Origin of the sequence: Streptomyces uncialis, from assembly GCF_036250755.1 — a bacterium.
GTDB classification, from domain to species: Bacteria; Actinomycetota; Actinomycetes; order Streptomycetales; family Streptomycetaceae; genus Streptomyces; species Streptomyces uncialis.
On sequence record NZ_CP109583.1, the window covers coordinates 8,202,357 to 8,217,181 of the forward strand.

Here is a 14,825-nt window from a genome sequence, read left to right on the forward strand (position 1 = left end):
CCTACCTGCGACTGCCGGTCAAGGCGGTCCGACCCTCCTAGGGCCGGTCGCCCGGGGCGCCGTCGGTGCGGTCGGCGAGCCCGCAGTCGCCGCACTTGGCGCCCGCCGGGGCCCGGTAGTAGAGACAGCAGCTGCGGCGCCGGAACGTCAGCGCCGGACCGGTGACCCGGCCGGTCCCGGCGAGGCGCCCGGTGCGCAGCAGATCGTCCACGAGGACGGTGAGCGGCTCCCGCGCGGCGGGGTGGGCGGCGAGGATCGCGCGGCCCGCCTCGACCAGCGCGGACGCGGAATTGCCGTCGAGGAGCCGGGGCGCCACCTTGACCCGCAGCCCGGCCCGCAGCACCTCCAGCTGGCCGGTCATCACGATCCCGTACAGCTCGTCGGCCAGCCGGGGCACCCGCGCCGCGTACCGTCCGGCGGGCGCCGGCAGCCGTAGGGCCGGACCCTCGTCGGCCCGCTGGAGCCCCGACAGATCGGGGACGATCCCGTGCAGGACCGTGCACGCCAGCACCGGGGACCACAGCCGGGCCGCGTGCCCGAGCTGGGCGATCGACGCCCCGAGCCGTGCTTCGGGGCTGCGGTGCCGGGCCGCCGTCGCGGCGACCAGGTCCGGGAACCCGCGCGCGTACGACTCGGTGACGGGGTGCCAGCCCCCGTCGGGGCCGCCGAGCCGGACCGCGAAGAAGCCGCCGAGCCCCGCCACGTCACGCAGCGCGGCGCCGACCTCCGCCGCCGGGACACCGTCCGGGGACGCTCCCGGCGGCGGGTCACCGGGGCGGGACTCCGTCGTGCGCGGGGGACGGGGGCCTGCCGGGTCGGGGACGCGGGACCGTGCCGGGTCCGGGAGACGGGGCCCTGTCATGGGCGGTCCGGTGGTTGTGCCGTTCCCGTCAGCAGGGTGATGTGCGGGACGCCGGTACGGGGGTGCTCGGTGACCTCGGCGTCCACCCGGTACACCTCCGCCAGCAGCCCGGTCGTGAGCACCTCGGCGGGGGAGCCGAGCGCGACCACCCCGCCTGCCCGCATCACACACACCCGGTCGCAGAACGCGGCGGCGAGGTTCAGGTCGTGCAGGGCGACCACGGCCGTGACGCCCAGCTCACGCACCAGCCGCAGCACGTCCAGCTGATGGCGCAGGTCCAGATGGTTCGTCGGCTCGTCCAGGACCATCGTCCCGGTGCGCTGGGCCAGGGCGCGGGCGATCAGCACCCGCTGCTTCTCCCCGCCGGAGAGCCGGTCGAACGGCACCTGCGCCAGCGGCGCCACATCGAGGCGCGCCAGCGCCGCCGCGATGACCGCCCGGTCGTCGGCGTCGTCACCCGCGAAGGCCCGCTTGTGCGGGGTGCGGCCCATCGCCACCACGTCGTACACCGACAGCTCGAAGTCCCCGGCGCTCTCCTGGAGAACGGCGGCGAGCCGCCGCGCCAGCCGCTTGCCGGGCATGGCCCACACATCGCCACCGTCCAGCAGCACCCGCCCCGACGTGGGCCGCAGCGTCCGGTACACCGTGCGCAACAGGGTCGACTTGCCCGCCCCGTTGGGTCCCGCGAGCCCGACCACCTCCCCGGGGGCCACCTGTAGCGACACCCCGTCCACCAGCGCCCGGCCGCCCATGACCACCGACACGTCCTGGAGTTCGAGCAGACCGGGCACAAGTGCCTGAGGTTCCGTCAGCGGCGCCGTCATGAGGTCCTCCTTCGCATCAGCCACAGGAAGAACGGGCCGCCGACGAGCGCGGTGAGAATGCCGACGGGCACCTCCTCCGGGCTCATCAGGGTGCGGGCCGCCAGATCCGTCATGATGAGGAACGCCGCGCCCAGCAGCGCCGCCGCGGGCAGCGCCCGCCGGTGGTCCGCGCCCACCAGCAGCCGCACCACATGCGGCATGATCAGCCCGACGAACCCGATCTGCCCGCTGACCGCCACGATCGTGCCGATCATCAGCGCCACCAGCGTGAACAGCGCGGCCCGGAACCGGTGCACGTCCAGCCCGAGGGCGGTCGCCGCCTCCTCACCGGCCAGCAGCAGGTTCAGCGGACGGCTCACCCCGAGCAGCACCGCCGTACCGGCCAGCACCACCACGGCCGGTATCCACAGCATCGACCAGGTGGTGCCCGCCAGCCCGCCGAGCATCCACCGCAGCGCCGACTGGGTCTTGTGCGGGTCGTTGGACGTGACGATCAGGAAACTCGCCAGCGCCGACAGCACCTCCGCCGTCGCCACCCCCGCCAGCACCAGCCGGATCGTGGTCATCCGGCCGCCCGACCGGGCCAGGAAGTACACCGCGACCAGCGCCGCCAGCGCCCCCGCGAACGCCGCCACCGGCAGGGTCACCAGCCCGAACACCGTGATGTTCAGGACCAGTACCGACACCGCGCCGACCGACGCGCCCGAGGACACCCCGAGCAGCATCGGATCGGCCAGCGGATTGCGGACCAGGGCCTGGAGCGCCATCCCGGAGACGGCGAGCCCGGCGCCGACCACCCCGGCCAGCAGCACCCGGGGCAGCCGCACGTCCAACACGATCGTCTCGCGGACCGGGGTCCACGTGACCTCGGCGAGCCCCGGATGCACCTGGTGCAGGAGCATGCCCCAGACCTGCCCGGCCGGGACACTGATGGAACCGGCCGCGACACCCGCCGTCGCCGCGAGCACCACCAGTACCGCGAGCCCCGCGAGGACCAGCGGGTACGGCGGCCGGCCCCGGCCCCCGGCCGGGACGGTGCCCGGTCCGGGAGCCTTGGCGGCACTGCCGAGGACGACGTTCCCCGAGGACCGGGGCGCGCCCGTCACCGGACCCGGTCCGGGTGCAGCTGCCGGGCCAGCGACTCCACGCCCGCCGGGACCCGCACACCGAGCACCGTCGACGACAACGGCAGCACCGCGAACCGCTTCTTCTTGATGGCGGGCACGTCCTGGAGCGCCGGATGCGACAGCAGGAACTTCTTCTTGGCCGCGAGGGGCTGGTCCCCGTAGTCGTAGATCACGACGACCTCGGGGGCCCGCTCGGCGACCTGCTCGAACGAGACGTCACCGAACTGCTTGTCCAGATCGGCGAAGATGTTCGCCCCGCCCGCCTCCTTGATCATCTCGTTGCCGACGCCCGCGCCGCCCGCGGTGAACGCCGTCTTGTCGCCGCTGTCGTACACGAACACCTTCAGCGGATCGACGTCACCGAGCTTCTTCTCGACCGCCCCGAGCGCCGCCTTCGCCTTCCTGACCTCCCGCTCGGCGCGCTCCGGGACCCCGAATATCTTCCCGACGGCGCGCAGTTCCTCGTCGATCATCGCCATCGTCACCGGACCGGTCGGGCATTCCTCCACATTCAGATAGGAGTTGACACCCGCCTTCGTCAGCGCGGCCCGGCCGCGGCCCTCCTTCTCGTCGAAGGTGCTCGCGAACCCGGCGTACGCGAAGTCCGGTTCGGCGTCGAGCAGTACCTCGAACGACGGGTACTCCTTCGAGAGCACCTTGATCCCCTCGTACGCGTCCTGGTACTCCGGCAGGATCTTGTCGTCGAGATAGGCGGTGCCCACCATCGACTTCTCCAGACCGAGCGCCAGCAGCACCTCGGTGGCGTGCTGGTTCAGCGTCACCGCGCGCTCGGGCGGACGCTGGTACGTGGTCTTCACCCCGCAGTTGGTCACGGTGACGGGGAAGCCCTCGGCCGTGGCACCCGACGCGGCCGGGTCGTCCCGGTCACCGGAGGTGCCACCACCGCAGCCCGCCACCAGGAAGGCGGCAGCGGCCAGCAGGGACAGAGAGCGTTTCGCCATGGTGTGGTCGGTCCTCTCACCGCGTACGCCCGTGCGCCGCGGTCGGTTGGAAGGGTTCAGCGGGGATCGGCGGACGCGCCACGGACCCGCCGCGGCGGGGTGAAGGCGTAGAGGTCGAGGATCTCCGGCAGCGGGGCGGCCCCGGGGCCGCCCGCCCGTACCCAGGCGACGATGTCGCCGGTCGCGGCGGGGTCGTTGACGAGGCCGAGCCAGACAGGACGGGCGCCGGCGGCGCGTTCCACCGCCGAGGGCTGGACGACCACCACGTTCGCCTGGTCGCAGACGTCCAGGCACTCGGAGATCCGTACCGGCAGGTCTTTGCTCAACGCGGCGACCTGCGCCGCGTGATCGACACCGGTCACCTTCGCGCTGCCGCAGCAGCAGTCCCGGCACACGACGACCCGGCACGGCGCCGGAGCCCCGGAACGTTGCCCTTCGGGCATTGCGACCCACACTCCCCCCTGGGGAGATCCGCCCCAGTTCTGTCGAGGAGGCGACCGCGTGAGTCTCCTGGCTCTCGGGTCAACGCTCGCCCCGGCCTTCCCACCCGCGTACGGGCAGTGGTCTGTTCGGGGTCCGCTCGCCGATCACAGTGGCGGGACCGCACCGGATTCACACCGGTTTCCTCGATCCGCCGTCGCCTATCGGCGTCATCATGACAGACCGCGCGGCCGGATCGTATGCCCGGGGCGCGGTTGCAGCGCAGGTCACACGGCGCCCGGTCCGACCGGGCGGCCGGACCGAGGCCCCGGCCGGGTGGCGGGACCGCGTACCGGCCACCCGGCCGGACCACCGCGCACACCACCGCCCCGGGCGTTCACGGGCCCGCGACGCCCATGATCAAATATCCGCCGTGCCCTTCACGCTCTCCCATCTCGCGGCCGTCATACCCGTCGCCCGGGGACCGTTGGTGCCCTCGGCGCTCGCCGCCGGTGCCATGTCCCCGGACCTCCTCTACTTCGTCCTGCTCCGGCCGGGCGGACGCGAGGCCACCCACAGCGCTTGGGGGATCGTCGCGATCGACCTGCCTCTCGCGCTCCTCGCCCTCGCCGTCTTCCGGCTGCTGCTCCTGGAACCACTCGTGTCGCTCGCACCCGCGGCGGTGCGCGCCCGGGTCGCGCCCCTGTGCGGACCCCCGCGCCTGTCCTGGCGCGGCGCCCTCGCCGTCGTCGTGTCGGTACTCCTCGGCGCGCTCACCCATGTCGTGTGGGACGCCTTCACCCACGCCGGAGGCTGGGGCGTGGAACTGGTCCCCGCGCTCACCACCGAGGTCGCGGAGGGCATCCCCGCCTTCAAGATCGCCCAGTGGACCAGTTCGTCCCTCGGCGGCCTCGCCGTGCTGATCTGGTCCGGCCGCTGGCTCCGGCGGACCCCCGCCGGACCGGTGCCCGAGCGGTTCGCCCCGCCCGCCCGGCCCGCCCTCCTGGCCGGAGCCGTGGTACTCGGCGCCGCCGCCGTCGCCGTGCTGTCCGTGGCGATCTCGACGCAGGGCGGCTTCCACGCCTCCCTGGTACGCGCCACCATCGGGGCCATGACCGGCGCCGTCCTCGCCCTGGCCGGATACGGGCTGTTGCGCCGCACGGTCGGCACCCGGGCCGGGCGCCCGGCGACCTGAGCACCGGCACCGCCGCCCCGCCGCCTTCTCCTCAGCGGGACGGCGTGGACGGCGGTCGCGCGCCGGACGTGGACCCGGAGTCGGGCTCGTGCTCTGAACCGGACCGGGGCCCAAGGCCCGACACCGAATCGGACCCGGAGCCCGGATCGGCGGCCGTACCGCTCGGGTAGCGGCGGACCGAGCAGGCGATGACCAGTGCCGCCAGCAGCCCGATACCGGTGGCGGTCACGGCGACCCCTGTACCGCCGTGCGCGGAGACCGCCCAGCCGCCGACGGCCGCGGCGACGGCGATACCGGCATAGAGACCGCTGGTGTTCAGGGCGACCGCCTCGGCCTCCGCGTCCCGGGCCAGTTGCAGGGCGCGGGTGTTCATCGGGGGGTTGAAGCCCCAGGCCGCGAATCCCCAGACGGCGAGGACGGCGGCGAGCAGCCAGACAGGGGCTTCGTCGGTGAGCACACCGGTCGCGGCCAGCGCCGCCGTGGCGGCCACCAGCCCGCCGAAGGTGGCCAGCAGGGCCCGGTCCGCGCCCCAGCGGTCGGTCAGCCGCCCGCCCAGGAAGGTCCCCGCGGCCCCGGACACACCGATGACGGAGATCAACAGGGCCAGGACCGCCCCACCGCTCCCGGTGATGTCGCGGGTGAGCGGGGCGATATACGTATAGGTCATCAGACCGCTGGACGCGCCCAGGACCGTGCCGGTGACACAGAGCAGCACGGCAGGCCGCGACAGGATGCGCAACTGGCGGCGGACACCGATCGCGGGTGCGCCGGGCAGCACGGGGAGCAGCCGCCAGGACGCGACGGCGACCGCCGTACTGAACAGGGCGACGGCGACGAACGTGGAACGCCAGCCGAAGGCCGAGGACAGCAGGGTGCCCAGCGGCACACCGACGAAGAGGGCGACGGTCAGTCCGGCGGCGACGGTACCGATCGCCCGCCCGACGCGTTCGGGGGCCGCGGCACGGGCCGCCACGGCGAACACCGCGGGGGTGATGGTCGCCGCGATCAGCGCGGTGACGATCCGCAGGAGGATCAGGCTCGTGTGGTCGGGGGCGAAGGCGGTGACGGCGTTGGCCGCCGCGAAGACGGCCAGACCGCCGACGATCAGGGGCTTTCGGGGCAGCCGCGCTGTGGCCACCGCGAGCGGGGGAGCGGCGAGGGCGTAGGTGAGGGAGAAGACGGTGACCAGTTGCCCCGCCGCCGCCTCACCGACGCCGAGGTCCGCGGCGATCTCGGGCAGCACACCGGCGATCACGAAGTCGTCGGTCCCGATGACGAATGTCGTCAGCAGCAGACATATCAGCCACCCCGTGCCGCGCTGACCTGCTGTGTTGTTGCTTCCGGAAGTCATGCGCCGACGCTAGGACCTTGACGCCTGTGTCAAGGTCAACCGTGCCCGCCGCGCCCGCGCATCACCTTCGCCCCGTCGCCCTAACGGGTTCTTGGACTTCCGTCCGGCCTCCCGTGCCTACCGCGCCTTCGGTTCCTCCCGCGCCTTCGGTGCCTTCCGGGAGTCGACAGCCGCGTCGACGGTGGCGCTGTGCCGGGCCAGCCGGTCCCTGAGTTCCTGGAGCCGGGCGATCCGGTGGTCCAGGGACTCCAGCCGCCTGTGGATGGTGTCGCTCTCGCCCGCACACCGCGGGGTCTGCGCGAGCGGCTGTTCCAGGCAGCCCCGTTCCAGATAGTGCAGCACGTCCTCGGTGGTCAGTCCCACCGCGAGGAGTTCCTTGATGTTGCGGGCGCGCACGAGCGCGGTCTCGTCGTACTCCCGGTACCCGTTGCTGTCACGCGTGGGGGACAGCAACCCCTGCTGCTCGTAGTAGCGCAGTGAGCGAGTGCTGGCGCCCACGCGCTCCGCGAGTTCCCCGATCCGCATCCGCATCGTCATCCCCACCCCATGTCCCCACATCCCCGCATTCGCATGTCCGCGTCCCGGTCTCCGGCGGCAGGCGGCGTGGTCCAGGGGAACACGGCGCCGCCGCGCACCCCATGACCGTGGCGACCCGCGTGCCGGGTTCAGCGTTCGGCCGGGACCTGGCTCCTGACCAGTTCCAGCAAGGTGGTGTGCGTCCGCCGGTCCGCCGCCACGATCAGCCCGTCCGCGCCGGCGCCCAGGGGCTGTCCGTGGAGCGCGGTCACCACACAGCCCGCGGCCTCGCACAAGGCGATCCCGGCGGCGAAGTGCACACTGTCGTACGGCCGTCCGTCGGTGACGTAGGCGGCCCTGCGCCCGGCGGCGACCCAGGCCACCGCGAGGGTCGTGGAGACGACCCGGGGCCGGAAGTGCTCGCCGAAGACGGGGTCGGCGAGGAGACGGGCCGCCCGGAAATCCGGTGCGTTCGGGAACGGCGGATCGAGATTGACGTCCACCAGCCGCGAACCGGCCGACGGCACCAGCACCTCGTCCGCACCGCCGCGCCGCACCCGGGCGTGTTCACCGTCGGTCCAGAACACCTCGTCGTTGAACGGGTCGGCCGCGGCGGCCACGGTGGTGCCGGCCCCGGTTCGCAGCGCCACGTTCACCGCCACGAGCATCGTGCGCACGGCGTAGTTCAACGTCCCGCACAGCGGATCGACCAGCCACCGGCGCTCGGCGTCGGCCGCCCCGGTGCGCCCGCTCTCCTCGCCCGTCACGGCGTCATCGGGACGTGCGCCCCGAATGACGTCCAGAACGGCCTTCTCCGCCGCGAGGTCCGCCGCTGTCGCGAAGTCACCGGCGCCCTTCTCGAACCGCGCCGACGGTTCCCCGTACATGTCACGGACCACGGCCGCACCCGCTTGCGCCGCCGCCACGGCCAGCCGCGCGTCGGATTCCCTGTTCGTGATCGGCATGCGCGCAGGATATCCGCGGCCGTCCCGTCGGGGTCGGGAGCCCGTACGAGTACCCGTACGAGTACGAGGGGAACCGGATCGGGGTCGCCACGATTGCGTGCGGGCTCCGGGCGCGGCCTGTACGTCTTCCCGCTGAAGCGCGCGGCCCCAACTCCGAGGGGTCGCGGGGATGTCGACGCAATGAGCACGGTCGCGCCCGCCGCCGGTCCGGGCCCGCCGCGATGTCAGTGCCGACAGGTACGTTGCCGGGAACCGACCGCCATCCCCGGGAGTGGAACCACCGTGATCCAAGGACCGCACACGACACCGCTCGACGTGGGTGAGCTGATACCCGGGCTGGCCTCCCTCGCCATGCGGACGACGATGCTGTCCCCGAAGCCCGGGGCGCCCGGGGTCGGTGACAGCTCCATCGGCGGCCCGTTGCTCTGGCCCGCCGGCGAGCCCTGGCCCTACTGCGAGCAGCCCGGACACCGGACCTCGTACGACGAAGAGTCCCCGGCGGGACCGGTCCCCGTGGTGCCGGTCGTCCAGCTGTTCGCGCGCGATGTGCCCGAACTGCGGTTCCCCGAGGGCAAGGACGTGCTGCAAGTGGTCTGGTGCCCGCTGATCCACCCCGAGGAGTCGTACGTCGCGCTCCCCGCGTTGCACTGGCGCGACGAGGCCGAGGCCCGGGCGGCCGGTGTCCTGCGGGATGTCCCCCAGCCGCCCGGGGGCGAGTACGAACTGGACTTCATGCCGCGTCCTGCGTGCACCCTGACACCGACCGTCGTCGTCGACTACCCGGACAAGGACCTGCCCGGTGAACTCTTGCCGTACGTAGTGGAGTTCGAGGAGAAGTACGGTTCCTTCTACAACGAGGTGGCGTGTGTGTCCCGGAACAAGGTCGGCGGCTACCCGGCGTGGACCCAGCCGCCCGACTGGCCGTCCTGCGACGAGGGCCACCGGATGGAACACCTCCTGAGCGTCACCGGGGAGGAACATCTCGACATGGCCATGGGCGACGCGGGCGGCATCTATCTCTTCCTGTGCCGACAGTGCCCGGAACTCCCCAACGCGTACCGGTACGACTGCCACTAGCGCCTGCCCGGAGGTCCGGCCCGCAGCCGACGGCCCTCACCCCTCCGGGCGGCGCGGCTTCCCTGCCGCCGCACGGCCGTGATCTACCGGCCGCCGGTGACGGCGCCCTCGCGCAGTTCCAGGCGTGAGCCGGTGAACCGTGACCGCATCCGGCGGTCGTGGGTGACCAGCACCACCGCGCCCGCGTAGCCGGTCAGCGCCGCCTCCAGGTCCTCCACCAGCGCCGGGGAGAGATGGTTGGTCGGCTCGTCCAGCAGCAGCAGATCCACCGGTTCGCTGACCAGCCGCGCCAGTTCGATACGGCGCCGCTGTCCGTACGACAGCTCACCGACGCGCAGTCCGAGCGTGTCCGGGCCGAACAGGCCGAGCGACAGCAGCTGGTCGGCGTGCGTGTCCCGGTCACCGGGGCGGCCGTGGGCGAACGCCCCCAGTACGGTCAGCGACGGGGGGAACGGGGTCTCCTCCTGCCGTAGATGCCCCACCCTTCCGGATACGTGTGCCGCACCGGCGTCCGGCCGCAGTTCCCCGGCCAGCAGCCGCAGCAGGGTGGTCTTGCCGGCGCCGTTGGGGCCGGTGACCAGCAGCCGTTCGGACGGGCCGATCCTCAGCTCCGGGACATGCAGCCGTCCGGTCACCACGACACCGTCGAGCCGCGCGACCGGCCCTTCGCCGCCCGGACCGCCCGCGGTGGTGATCCGGGCCATGAAGGAGAGCGGGTCGGACGGTGGCGCCACCGGGTTCGCCGTGAGCCGCTCCAGCCGCTCCTTGGCGTTGCGGACCCGGCTCATCGCACCATGTGCGCGCCCCCGCGCACGGAACCCGCCGTAGCCGAAGATCGCCTTCGGCATCCTGCGCGGGATGCCGTCCAGCCGGGCGATGTTGGACTCGGCCAGACGGCGGCTGCGGTCGAGATCCCGACGCCACTCGTCGTGCCGGTGCCGGTGCCGACGGCGTTCGGCGGCCTTGGCGGCGAGATAGCCGGCGTAGCCGTTGCCATGGCGTGTCACCCGTCCGCCGTCGACCTCCAGGACCGTGGTGGTGAGCCGTTCCAGGAAGACCCGGTCATGGGTGACCACGACGACGGTGCCGCGATGGGCCCGCAGACGCTCCTCCAGCCAGCCGACCGCCTGGTCGTCGAGGTCGTTGGTCGGCTCGTCCAGGAGCAGCAGCTCCGGCCGGGACGCCAGTGTCGCGGCCAGCGCCAGCCGCGACCGCTCGCCGCCGGAGAGTGTCCCCAGCCGCCGGTCCCGGGCCAGCCCCGGCAGGCCCAGCCCGTGCAGCGCGGTGTCCACACGGGCGTCGGCCCGGTAGCCGTCGCGTGCCTCGTACCGCTCGGTCAGCCGCGCGTACACGGCGAGGCGCTCTTCCAGTGCGGCGCCCGTGGGAGCCTCGGTCAGCGCGGCCTCCGCCCGCCGCAACGCAGCCTCCAACACACGTAGTTCGGCCAGTGCCGCGTCCACGGCGTCCTGGACGGTGGCCTCCGGCGGCAGACCGGACGACTGGGCGAGATACCCGGAGCCGCCGGGCGCGGACACGGTCACCTCGCCCGCGTCGGGGCGTTCCGCCCCGGCGAGAAGCCGGAGCAGGGTGGACTTCCCCGCACCGTTGTCACCGACGACGCCCGCCTTCTCACCGGGCGCGAGACCGAAGGACACCTGGTCGAGCACGGTGCGGTCGTCGTACCGCTTGGTGGCGGCGTGCAGGAAGAGCTGTGCGGAATGTGCTGGGTGCATGGGAAAGCCCCTGTTCTCGGCCAGGCCGGAAGAACGGATTCGAGGACGGATCAACGCGACGACGGCGGAGCACAGCTCGACACGGTCGCGCGGGGGGCCGTCACAGAGTTCCCATACACCTCAACATAGGCGGGCGCGGCCTCGGCGTTCAAGGGGATTTCCCCGGTCGGCAGACCCTTGCCGGGCCGGGGCGGACACCTGGGGCGGACGCCTGGGGCGGCCCGCGTACGCGCCCGTGTGCGCAGAGCGGGATCGCGCGCAGGCGGAATTGGCTGCTCAGGCGGATGTGGGGGAGGGTGGGTGGGGGACCCCAACGAAAGTGGGTACCGGAGCTGGACGTTGGTCCGGTGCGGGGCGGCGAGCGGGGGACCTAGGCTCGGTACCGGCCTGGGCGAGGGCCTTCCGGTGGGTTCGACCTGCGGAAACGTCCTCGGCCCGGTGCATCGTCCAGCTGTGACCGATCCATGGGAGTACACGTTGTCCGCTCTGCCTCTCGCCTCCTCCGCCGAACCCGAACTCGACGGTCTCGCCGGTACGCTGGTCGACCTGATGGAGGACCTGGGCGGGCCCGGCGCCGGTATCGCCGTCTTCGCGGAGAACCTTTTCCCGCCGCTCCCCAGCGAACTGTTCCTTCCCCTGGCCGGGTTCACCGCAAGCCAGGGACGGATGAGCCTGGCCGAGGCGCTGATCTGGACGACCCTGGGCTCGGTCGTCGGCGCCCTCGCGCTGTACGGCTTCGGCGCGCTCCTCGGCCGGGACCGGCTGCGCCGGATCATCGCGAAGATCCCCCTGATGAAGGTCTCCGACTACGACCGCACCGAGGAGTGGTTCGCCAAGCACGGCACCAAGGCCGTCCTGTTCGGGAGGGTGCTGCCGATCTTCCGCAGTCTGATCTCGATCCCCGCCGGAGTCGTCCGGATGCCGATCTTGACCTTCGTGGCTCTGACCGCGCTGGGGAGCGCGGTCTGGAACACCGTCCTGGTCATGGCCGGATACAGCCTCGGCAACAACTGGCACCGGGTCGAGGGTTACGCGGGAATCATGGAGCGGGTCGTGCTCGGCGGTGTCGCCCTCGGTCTCGTCGTGTTCGTCTGGACCCGGGTCTCCGGGCTGCGGAAGGAGAAGCGCGCCCGACAGGTGAAGTGAACGAGGGGGAGGATCGGGGGAGGGACGCCCGCCGGGTGTCCGTCGGGTGGCTCCTTCCCCATTTTCCCGCGTTCCTGTGTTCCGCGCCGGTCCGGCTCCCTCCCAGCCGGGTCCACCGCCGGGAAGGGCCGGCCCCCCGGGCCGGTTCCCGGCGGTCCGTACGGATCTCGTCCGTCCGTCGGTCAGGACGATGACGGCTCCTGCGGGGCGAGGCCCGCCTCATGCCCGATGATCGCCGCCTGGACCCGGTTCCTGACCTCCAGACGGCTCAGGATCGCGCTGACGTAGCTCTTCACCGTGCCCTCGGCCAGATGCATCCGGCGTCCCACCTCGGCGTTGGACAGCCCCGCCACGAGCAGCCCCAGCAGCTCGCGCTCCCGCGTGGTCAGCCCGGCCACCCGCTTGCGGGCCGCCGCCTCGCGGTTCATCCGGCCGGCCCCGAGCCCGGCGATCACACGACGCGCGACCCGGGGCGACAGATACGCCGCGCCGTCCGCCACCGCCCGTACTCCGTCGATGAGTTCTCGGGGGTCCGCCGCCTTGAGCATGAAACCGAGGGCGCCGTCATGGAGCGCCCCGGCGATGTAGTCGTCCTCCAGGAACGTCGTGAGCACGATCACCGCGGTGTCCGGCGAGATCGCGCGGATGCCCGAGATGGCGTCCAGTCCCGAGAGGTTCGGCATCCGTACGTCCAGCAGTACGACATCGGGCCGGTGCCGACGGATCATCTCGACAGCCAGCAGCCCGTCCTCGGCCTCGGCGACGACCTCGATGTCCTTCGCGGAGTCGAGGATCGCGCGTACACCGGCCCGCACCAGCCCCTCGTCGTCGGCGACGACGACCCGTACCACCACCGGCCGCTCCCGTCCCGTGCGGACTTCCGACCATTCGATCCTACGGTGTTCGGCGCGCTGCGGCCCGTGGCGCCGGATCGGCCAACGACATCTGCGGTAGGGGCTCTTGTCCCTTGATCTGGTCATTGGTCCTGGGTCAGTGGTCCTGGGGCGGGAACGCGTTCTTCGACGCCAGCCGGTCCTCGACGAAGCAGAGCCGGTAGACATCGGCCGGGGTGAAGATGTCCGACGTGGCGCGGTAGTACCGGCAGTTCGCGCCGTTGGGCGGACGGGCGCCTCCCGCCGCGCTTCGTTCACCCTCCTCGTACTCGTGGCGGGGCAGCGCGCGTTCCAAAAACTGCCGCGACTGCCCCACCTCGACGCGCTCGAACTCGCTGGGCCGCAGGGAGGAGTCGAGCGTGCGGAGGACGAGCGAGAGGGCCAGCGCCGCCGCGATGGCGACCCCGGCCGCCAGCGCCCCGACGGTGAGCGCCAGTCCGCGGCGCGTGCGCCGCCGCGCCTGTCCGACCTCGTGCCGCAGGCTCACGGTCCGGCACGAGGACCGGCTCCCCGTCAGGCTCGCGGACGGGTTCAAGGGCGGGCCGACGGTGAGGCCCGGGCCGGCCGGTGTCGCGGCTCGCACTTGCTGCGGGAGTAGCGCGTACACCTCGAAACCGCCGTCGTCCAGCGGCCCCGAACGCAAGGTGCCGCCTACCAGCCGCACTCGTTCGTCCAGGCCGACCAGTCCCGAACCGCCGTGCCCTGGCCTTCGTGACGGGAGGCCCGGCGGAGGTTGGTTCGTCACACGTACGGTGCTCTCCCGCGTCCCGTGCCGTACCTCGACGGTGACGACGCCGCCCGGTGCGTGCTTGCCCGCGTTGGTGAGTGATTCGAGCACCACACGCCGGGCCGCCAGGTCCGTCAGGTCCGACAGCTCCGCCTCGCCCTCCTCCCGTAGGTCTATGGTCATTCCCGATGTCCGCGCCTCCTCGACCAGTTCGGGGATGCTCCGGTCCAAGGGCTCTGCGGGCACGGGTTCCGCGTCGTCGCGCAGGGCGCCGATCGTCTCGCGCAGACCGTCCGTGGCCCGGACCGCGGACTCCCGGAGCCGGGCCACGGAAGCGAGATGCTGCGGCGCGAGGTCCGACCGCACCTCCAGGGCCCCGGCCTGGAGGGCGATCAGGGCCAGCTGATGCCCGAGGGAGTCGTGCATGTCCCGGGCCATACGCGCCCGTTCCAGCAGTCGGGCCTGTCCTGCGAGGAGATCCCGCTCGCGTTCGAGCCGGGCCGCCCGCTCCCACCCGCTGACCACCACCTCGTGCTGGAGACGCAGGTACCGGCCCGCCAGCCAGGGGAAGAACATGACCAGAGGCAGTGCGCACAGGGTGGTGAACCAGGCCCACGCCTCGGCGCGCAGCACCAGGTTCAGCACCGATCCCGACGCCAGGATCGCGGCGAACGTCAGCAGCGCCGGGCGCGGGGAAGGCATCCGGCGTCCGGCCAGACAGCTCATCACCAGCAGGGTGAGCGAGAACCAGACGTTGGCCATGACCAGCACCGCGGCGCCGAACATCGCCAGTGCCGGGAAACGGCGGTGGCTGAGCACCGCCGTGGCGATCAGCGCCAGCAGCCCGGCCAGCTCCCACCAGAACGTGGGGGCATCGCGCCGGTCCAGGGCCAGAGGGACGGCCGACGGGGTGAGAACCGCCCACAGCCCCACGTCCTCGATGAGGCGGCGAGGGCCGCGCGGGGCGACCTTCCGCGCGGCGGGCCGGGTGCTGCTTCGAGAAAGGGGCCACGTCACGCGGAGGCAC

General features: G+C 72.6%; 14 protein-coding genes and 1 riboswitch. Of the genes, 3 read left to right on the top strand and 11 right to left on the bottom strand.

What is annotated here, in order from left to right:
• Nucleotides 1-37 precede the first annotated feature (37 nt).
• The 5 genes from OG711_RS34430 to OG711_RS34450 all read right to left on the bottom strand — a co-directional run bounded on the left by OG711_RS34430 (nt 38) and on the right by OG711_RS34450 (nt 4,218).
• Complete coding sequence (locus OG711_RS34430; RefSeq protein WP_329562524.1) at nt 38-862, bottom strand: (2Fe-2S)-binding protein; 825 nt, start codon at nt 860-862, stop codon at nt 38-40.
• A complete protein-coding gene (locus OG711_RS34435; protein ID WP_329562526.1) occupies nt 859-1,686 on the bottom strand; it encodes an ABC transporter ATP-binding protein in 828 nt (275 codons plus the stop codon). The genes OG711_RS34430 and OG711_RS34435 overlap by 4 nt, the downstream gene beginning before the upstream one ends.
• On the bottom strand, nt 1,683-2,684 hold the full coding sequence (locus tag OG711_RS34440) for a FecCD family ABC transporter permease (RefSeq protein WP_073795925.1): 1,002 nt from the start codon (nt 2,682-2,684) through the stop codon (nt 1,683-1,685). The genes OG711_RS34435 and OG711_RS34440 overlap by 4 nt, the downstream gene beginning before the upstream one ends.
• A 104-nt stretch (nt 2,685-2,788) precedes the next feature.
• Complete coding sequence (locus tag OG711_RS34445) at nt 2,789-3,775, bottom strand: ABC transporter substrate-binding protein (RefSeq protein WP_329562528.1); 987 nt, start codon at nt 3,773-3,775, stop codon at nt 2,789-2,791.
• A 56-nt stretch (nt 3,776-3,831) separates the two neighbouring features.
• Nucleotides 3,832-4,218, bottom strand: a complete 387-nt coding sequence (locus OG711_RS34450) for a (2Fe-2S) ferredoxin domain-containing protein (RefSeq protein ID WP_329562530.1) — start codon at nt 4,216-4,218, stop codon at nt 3,832-3,834.
• A gap of 45 nt (nt 4,219-4,263) precedes the next feature.
• A riboswitch (cobalamin riboswitch) is annotated at nt 4,264-4,438 on the bottom strand.
• Nucleotides 4,439-4,628: 190 nt separating this feature from the next.
• On the opposite strand from OG711_RS34450, the gene OG711_RS34455 reads away from it, so the two are divergent.
• Nucleotides 4,629-5,390, top strand: coding sequence for a DUF4184 family protein (locus OG711_RS34455; RefSeq protein ID WP_266512347.1), 762 nt, complete (start codon nt 4,629-4,631; stop codon nt 5,388-5,390).
• Between the two features lie 31 nt (nt 5,391-5,421).
• Here OG711_RS34455 and OG711_RS34460 read toward each other — a convergent pair whose 3' ends face one another.
• The 3 genes from OG711_RS34460 to OG711_RS34470 form a co-directional block, all read right to left on the bottom strand.
• Nucleotides 5,422-6,741 (bottom strand): MFS transporter, encoded by a 1,320-nt coding sequence (locus OG711_RS34460; RefSeq protein WP_329562533.1) that lies wholly within the window; start codon nt 6,739-6,741, stop codon nt 5,422-5,424.
• 117 nt (nt 6,742-6,858) lie between these two features.
• The gene (locus tag OG711_RS34465; RefSeq protein ID WP_329562535.1) at nt 6,859-7,278 is read right to left on the bottom strand and encodes a MerR family transcriptional regulator; all 420 of its coding nucleotides are present in this window, start codon (nt 7,276-7,278) and stop codon (nt 6,859-6,861) included.
• A 128-nt stretch (nt 7,279-7,406) separates the two neighbouring features.
• The gene (locus tag OG711_RS34470) at nt 7,407-8,222 is read right to left on the bottom strand and encodes an inositol monophosphatase family protein (RefSeq protein ID WP_266512336.1); all 816 of its coding nucleotides are present in this window, start codon (nt 8,220-8,222) and stop codon (nt 7,407-7,409) included.
• A gap of 282 nt (nt 8,223-8,504) precedes the next feature.
• On the opposite strand from OG711_RS34470, the gene OG711_RS34475 reads away from it, so the two are divergent.
• The gene (locus OG711_RS34475; RefSeq protein ID WP_266512333.1) at nt 8,505-9,299 is read left to right on the top strand and encodes a DUF1963 domain-containing protein; all 795 of its coding nucleotides are present in this window, start codon (nt 8,505-8,507) and stop codon (nt 9,297-9,299) included.
• Nucleotides 9,300-9,382: 83 nt separating this feature from the next.
• Here the strand turns inward: OG711_RS34475 and OG711_RS34480 are convergent, their stop codons facing one another.
• Nucleotides 9,383-11,032, bottom strand: a complete 1,650-nt coding sequence (locus tag OG711_RS34480) for a TlrC/CarA/OleB/SrmB family ABC-F type ribosomal protection protein (RefSeq protein ID WP_329562537.1) — start codon at nt 11,030-11,032, stop codon at nt 9,383-9,385.
• Nucleotides 11,033-11,509: 477 nt separating this feature from the next.
• Here OG711_RS34480 and OG711_RS34485 point away from each other — a divergent pair, with 477 nt between their 5' ends.
• Nucleotides 11,510-12,178, top strand: a complete 669-nt coding sequence (locus OG711_RS34485) for a DedA family protein (protein ID WP_329562539.1) — start codon at nt 11,510-11,512, stop codon at nt 12,176-12,178.
• Nucleotides 12,179-12,360: 182 nt separating this feature from the next.
• On the opposite strand, the gene OG711_RS34490 is transcribed toward OG711_RS34485, so the two are convergent.
• Together OG711_RS34490 and OG711_RS34495 are read right to left on the bottom strand one after the other, a co-directional pair.
• The gene (locus OG711_RS34490) at nt 12,361-13,029 is read right to left on the bottom strand and encodes a response regulator transcription factor (RefSeq protein WP_329564225.1); all 669 of its coding nucleotides are present in this window, start codon (nt 13,027-13,029) and stop codon (nt 12,361-12,363) included.
• A gap of 139 nt (nt 13,030-13,168) precedes the next feature.
• Entirely contained in the window at nt 13,169-14,815 is a 1,647-nt protein-coding gene (locus OG711_RS34495; RefSeq protein ID WP_329562541.1) for a sensor histidine kinase, read from the bottom strand.
• Nucleotides 14,816-14,825 lie beyond the last annotated feature (10 nt).

What these genes read in the sequence shown, in the direction of transcription:
- OG711_RS34430 (WP_329562524.1), bottom strand. Translation starts at nt 862, where the DNA reads ATGACAGGGCCCCGTCTCCCGGACCCGGCACGGTCCCGCGTCCCCGAC.
- OG711_RS34435 (WP_329562526.1), bottom strand. Translation starts at nt 1,686, where the DNA reads ATGACGGCGCCGCTGACGGAACCTCAGGCACTTGTGCCCGGTCTGCTC.
- OG711_RS34445 (WP_329562528.1), bottom strand. Translation starts at nt 3,775, where the DNA reads ATGGCGAAACGCTCTCTGTCCCTGCTGGCCGCTGCCGCCTTCCTGGTG.
- OG711_RS34450 (WP_329562530.1), bottom strand. Translation starts at nt 4,218, where the DNA reads ATGCCCGAAGGGCAACGTTCCGGGGCTCCGGCGCCGTGCCGGGTCGTC.
- OG711_RS34460 (WP_329562533.1), bottom strand. Translation starts at nt 6,741, where the DNA reads ATGACTTCCGGAAGCAACAACACAGCAGGTCAGCGCGGCACGGGGTGG.
- OG711_RS34465 (WP_329562535.1), bottom strand. Translation starts at nt 7,278, where the DNA reads ATGACGATGCGGATGCGGATCGGGGAACTCGCGGAGCGCGTGGGCGCC.
- OG711_RS34470 (WP_266512336.1), bottom strand. Translation starts at nt 8,222, where the DNA reads ATGCCGATCACGAACAGGGAATCCGACGCGCGGCTGGCCGTGGCGGCG.
- OG711_RS34480 (WP_329562537.1), bottom strand. Translation starts at nt 11,032, where the DNA reads ATGCACCCAGCACATTCCGCACAGCTCTTCCTGCACGCCGCCACCAAG.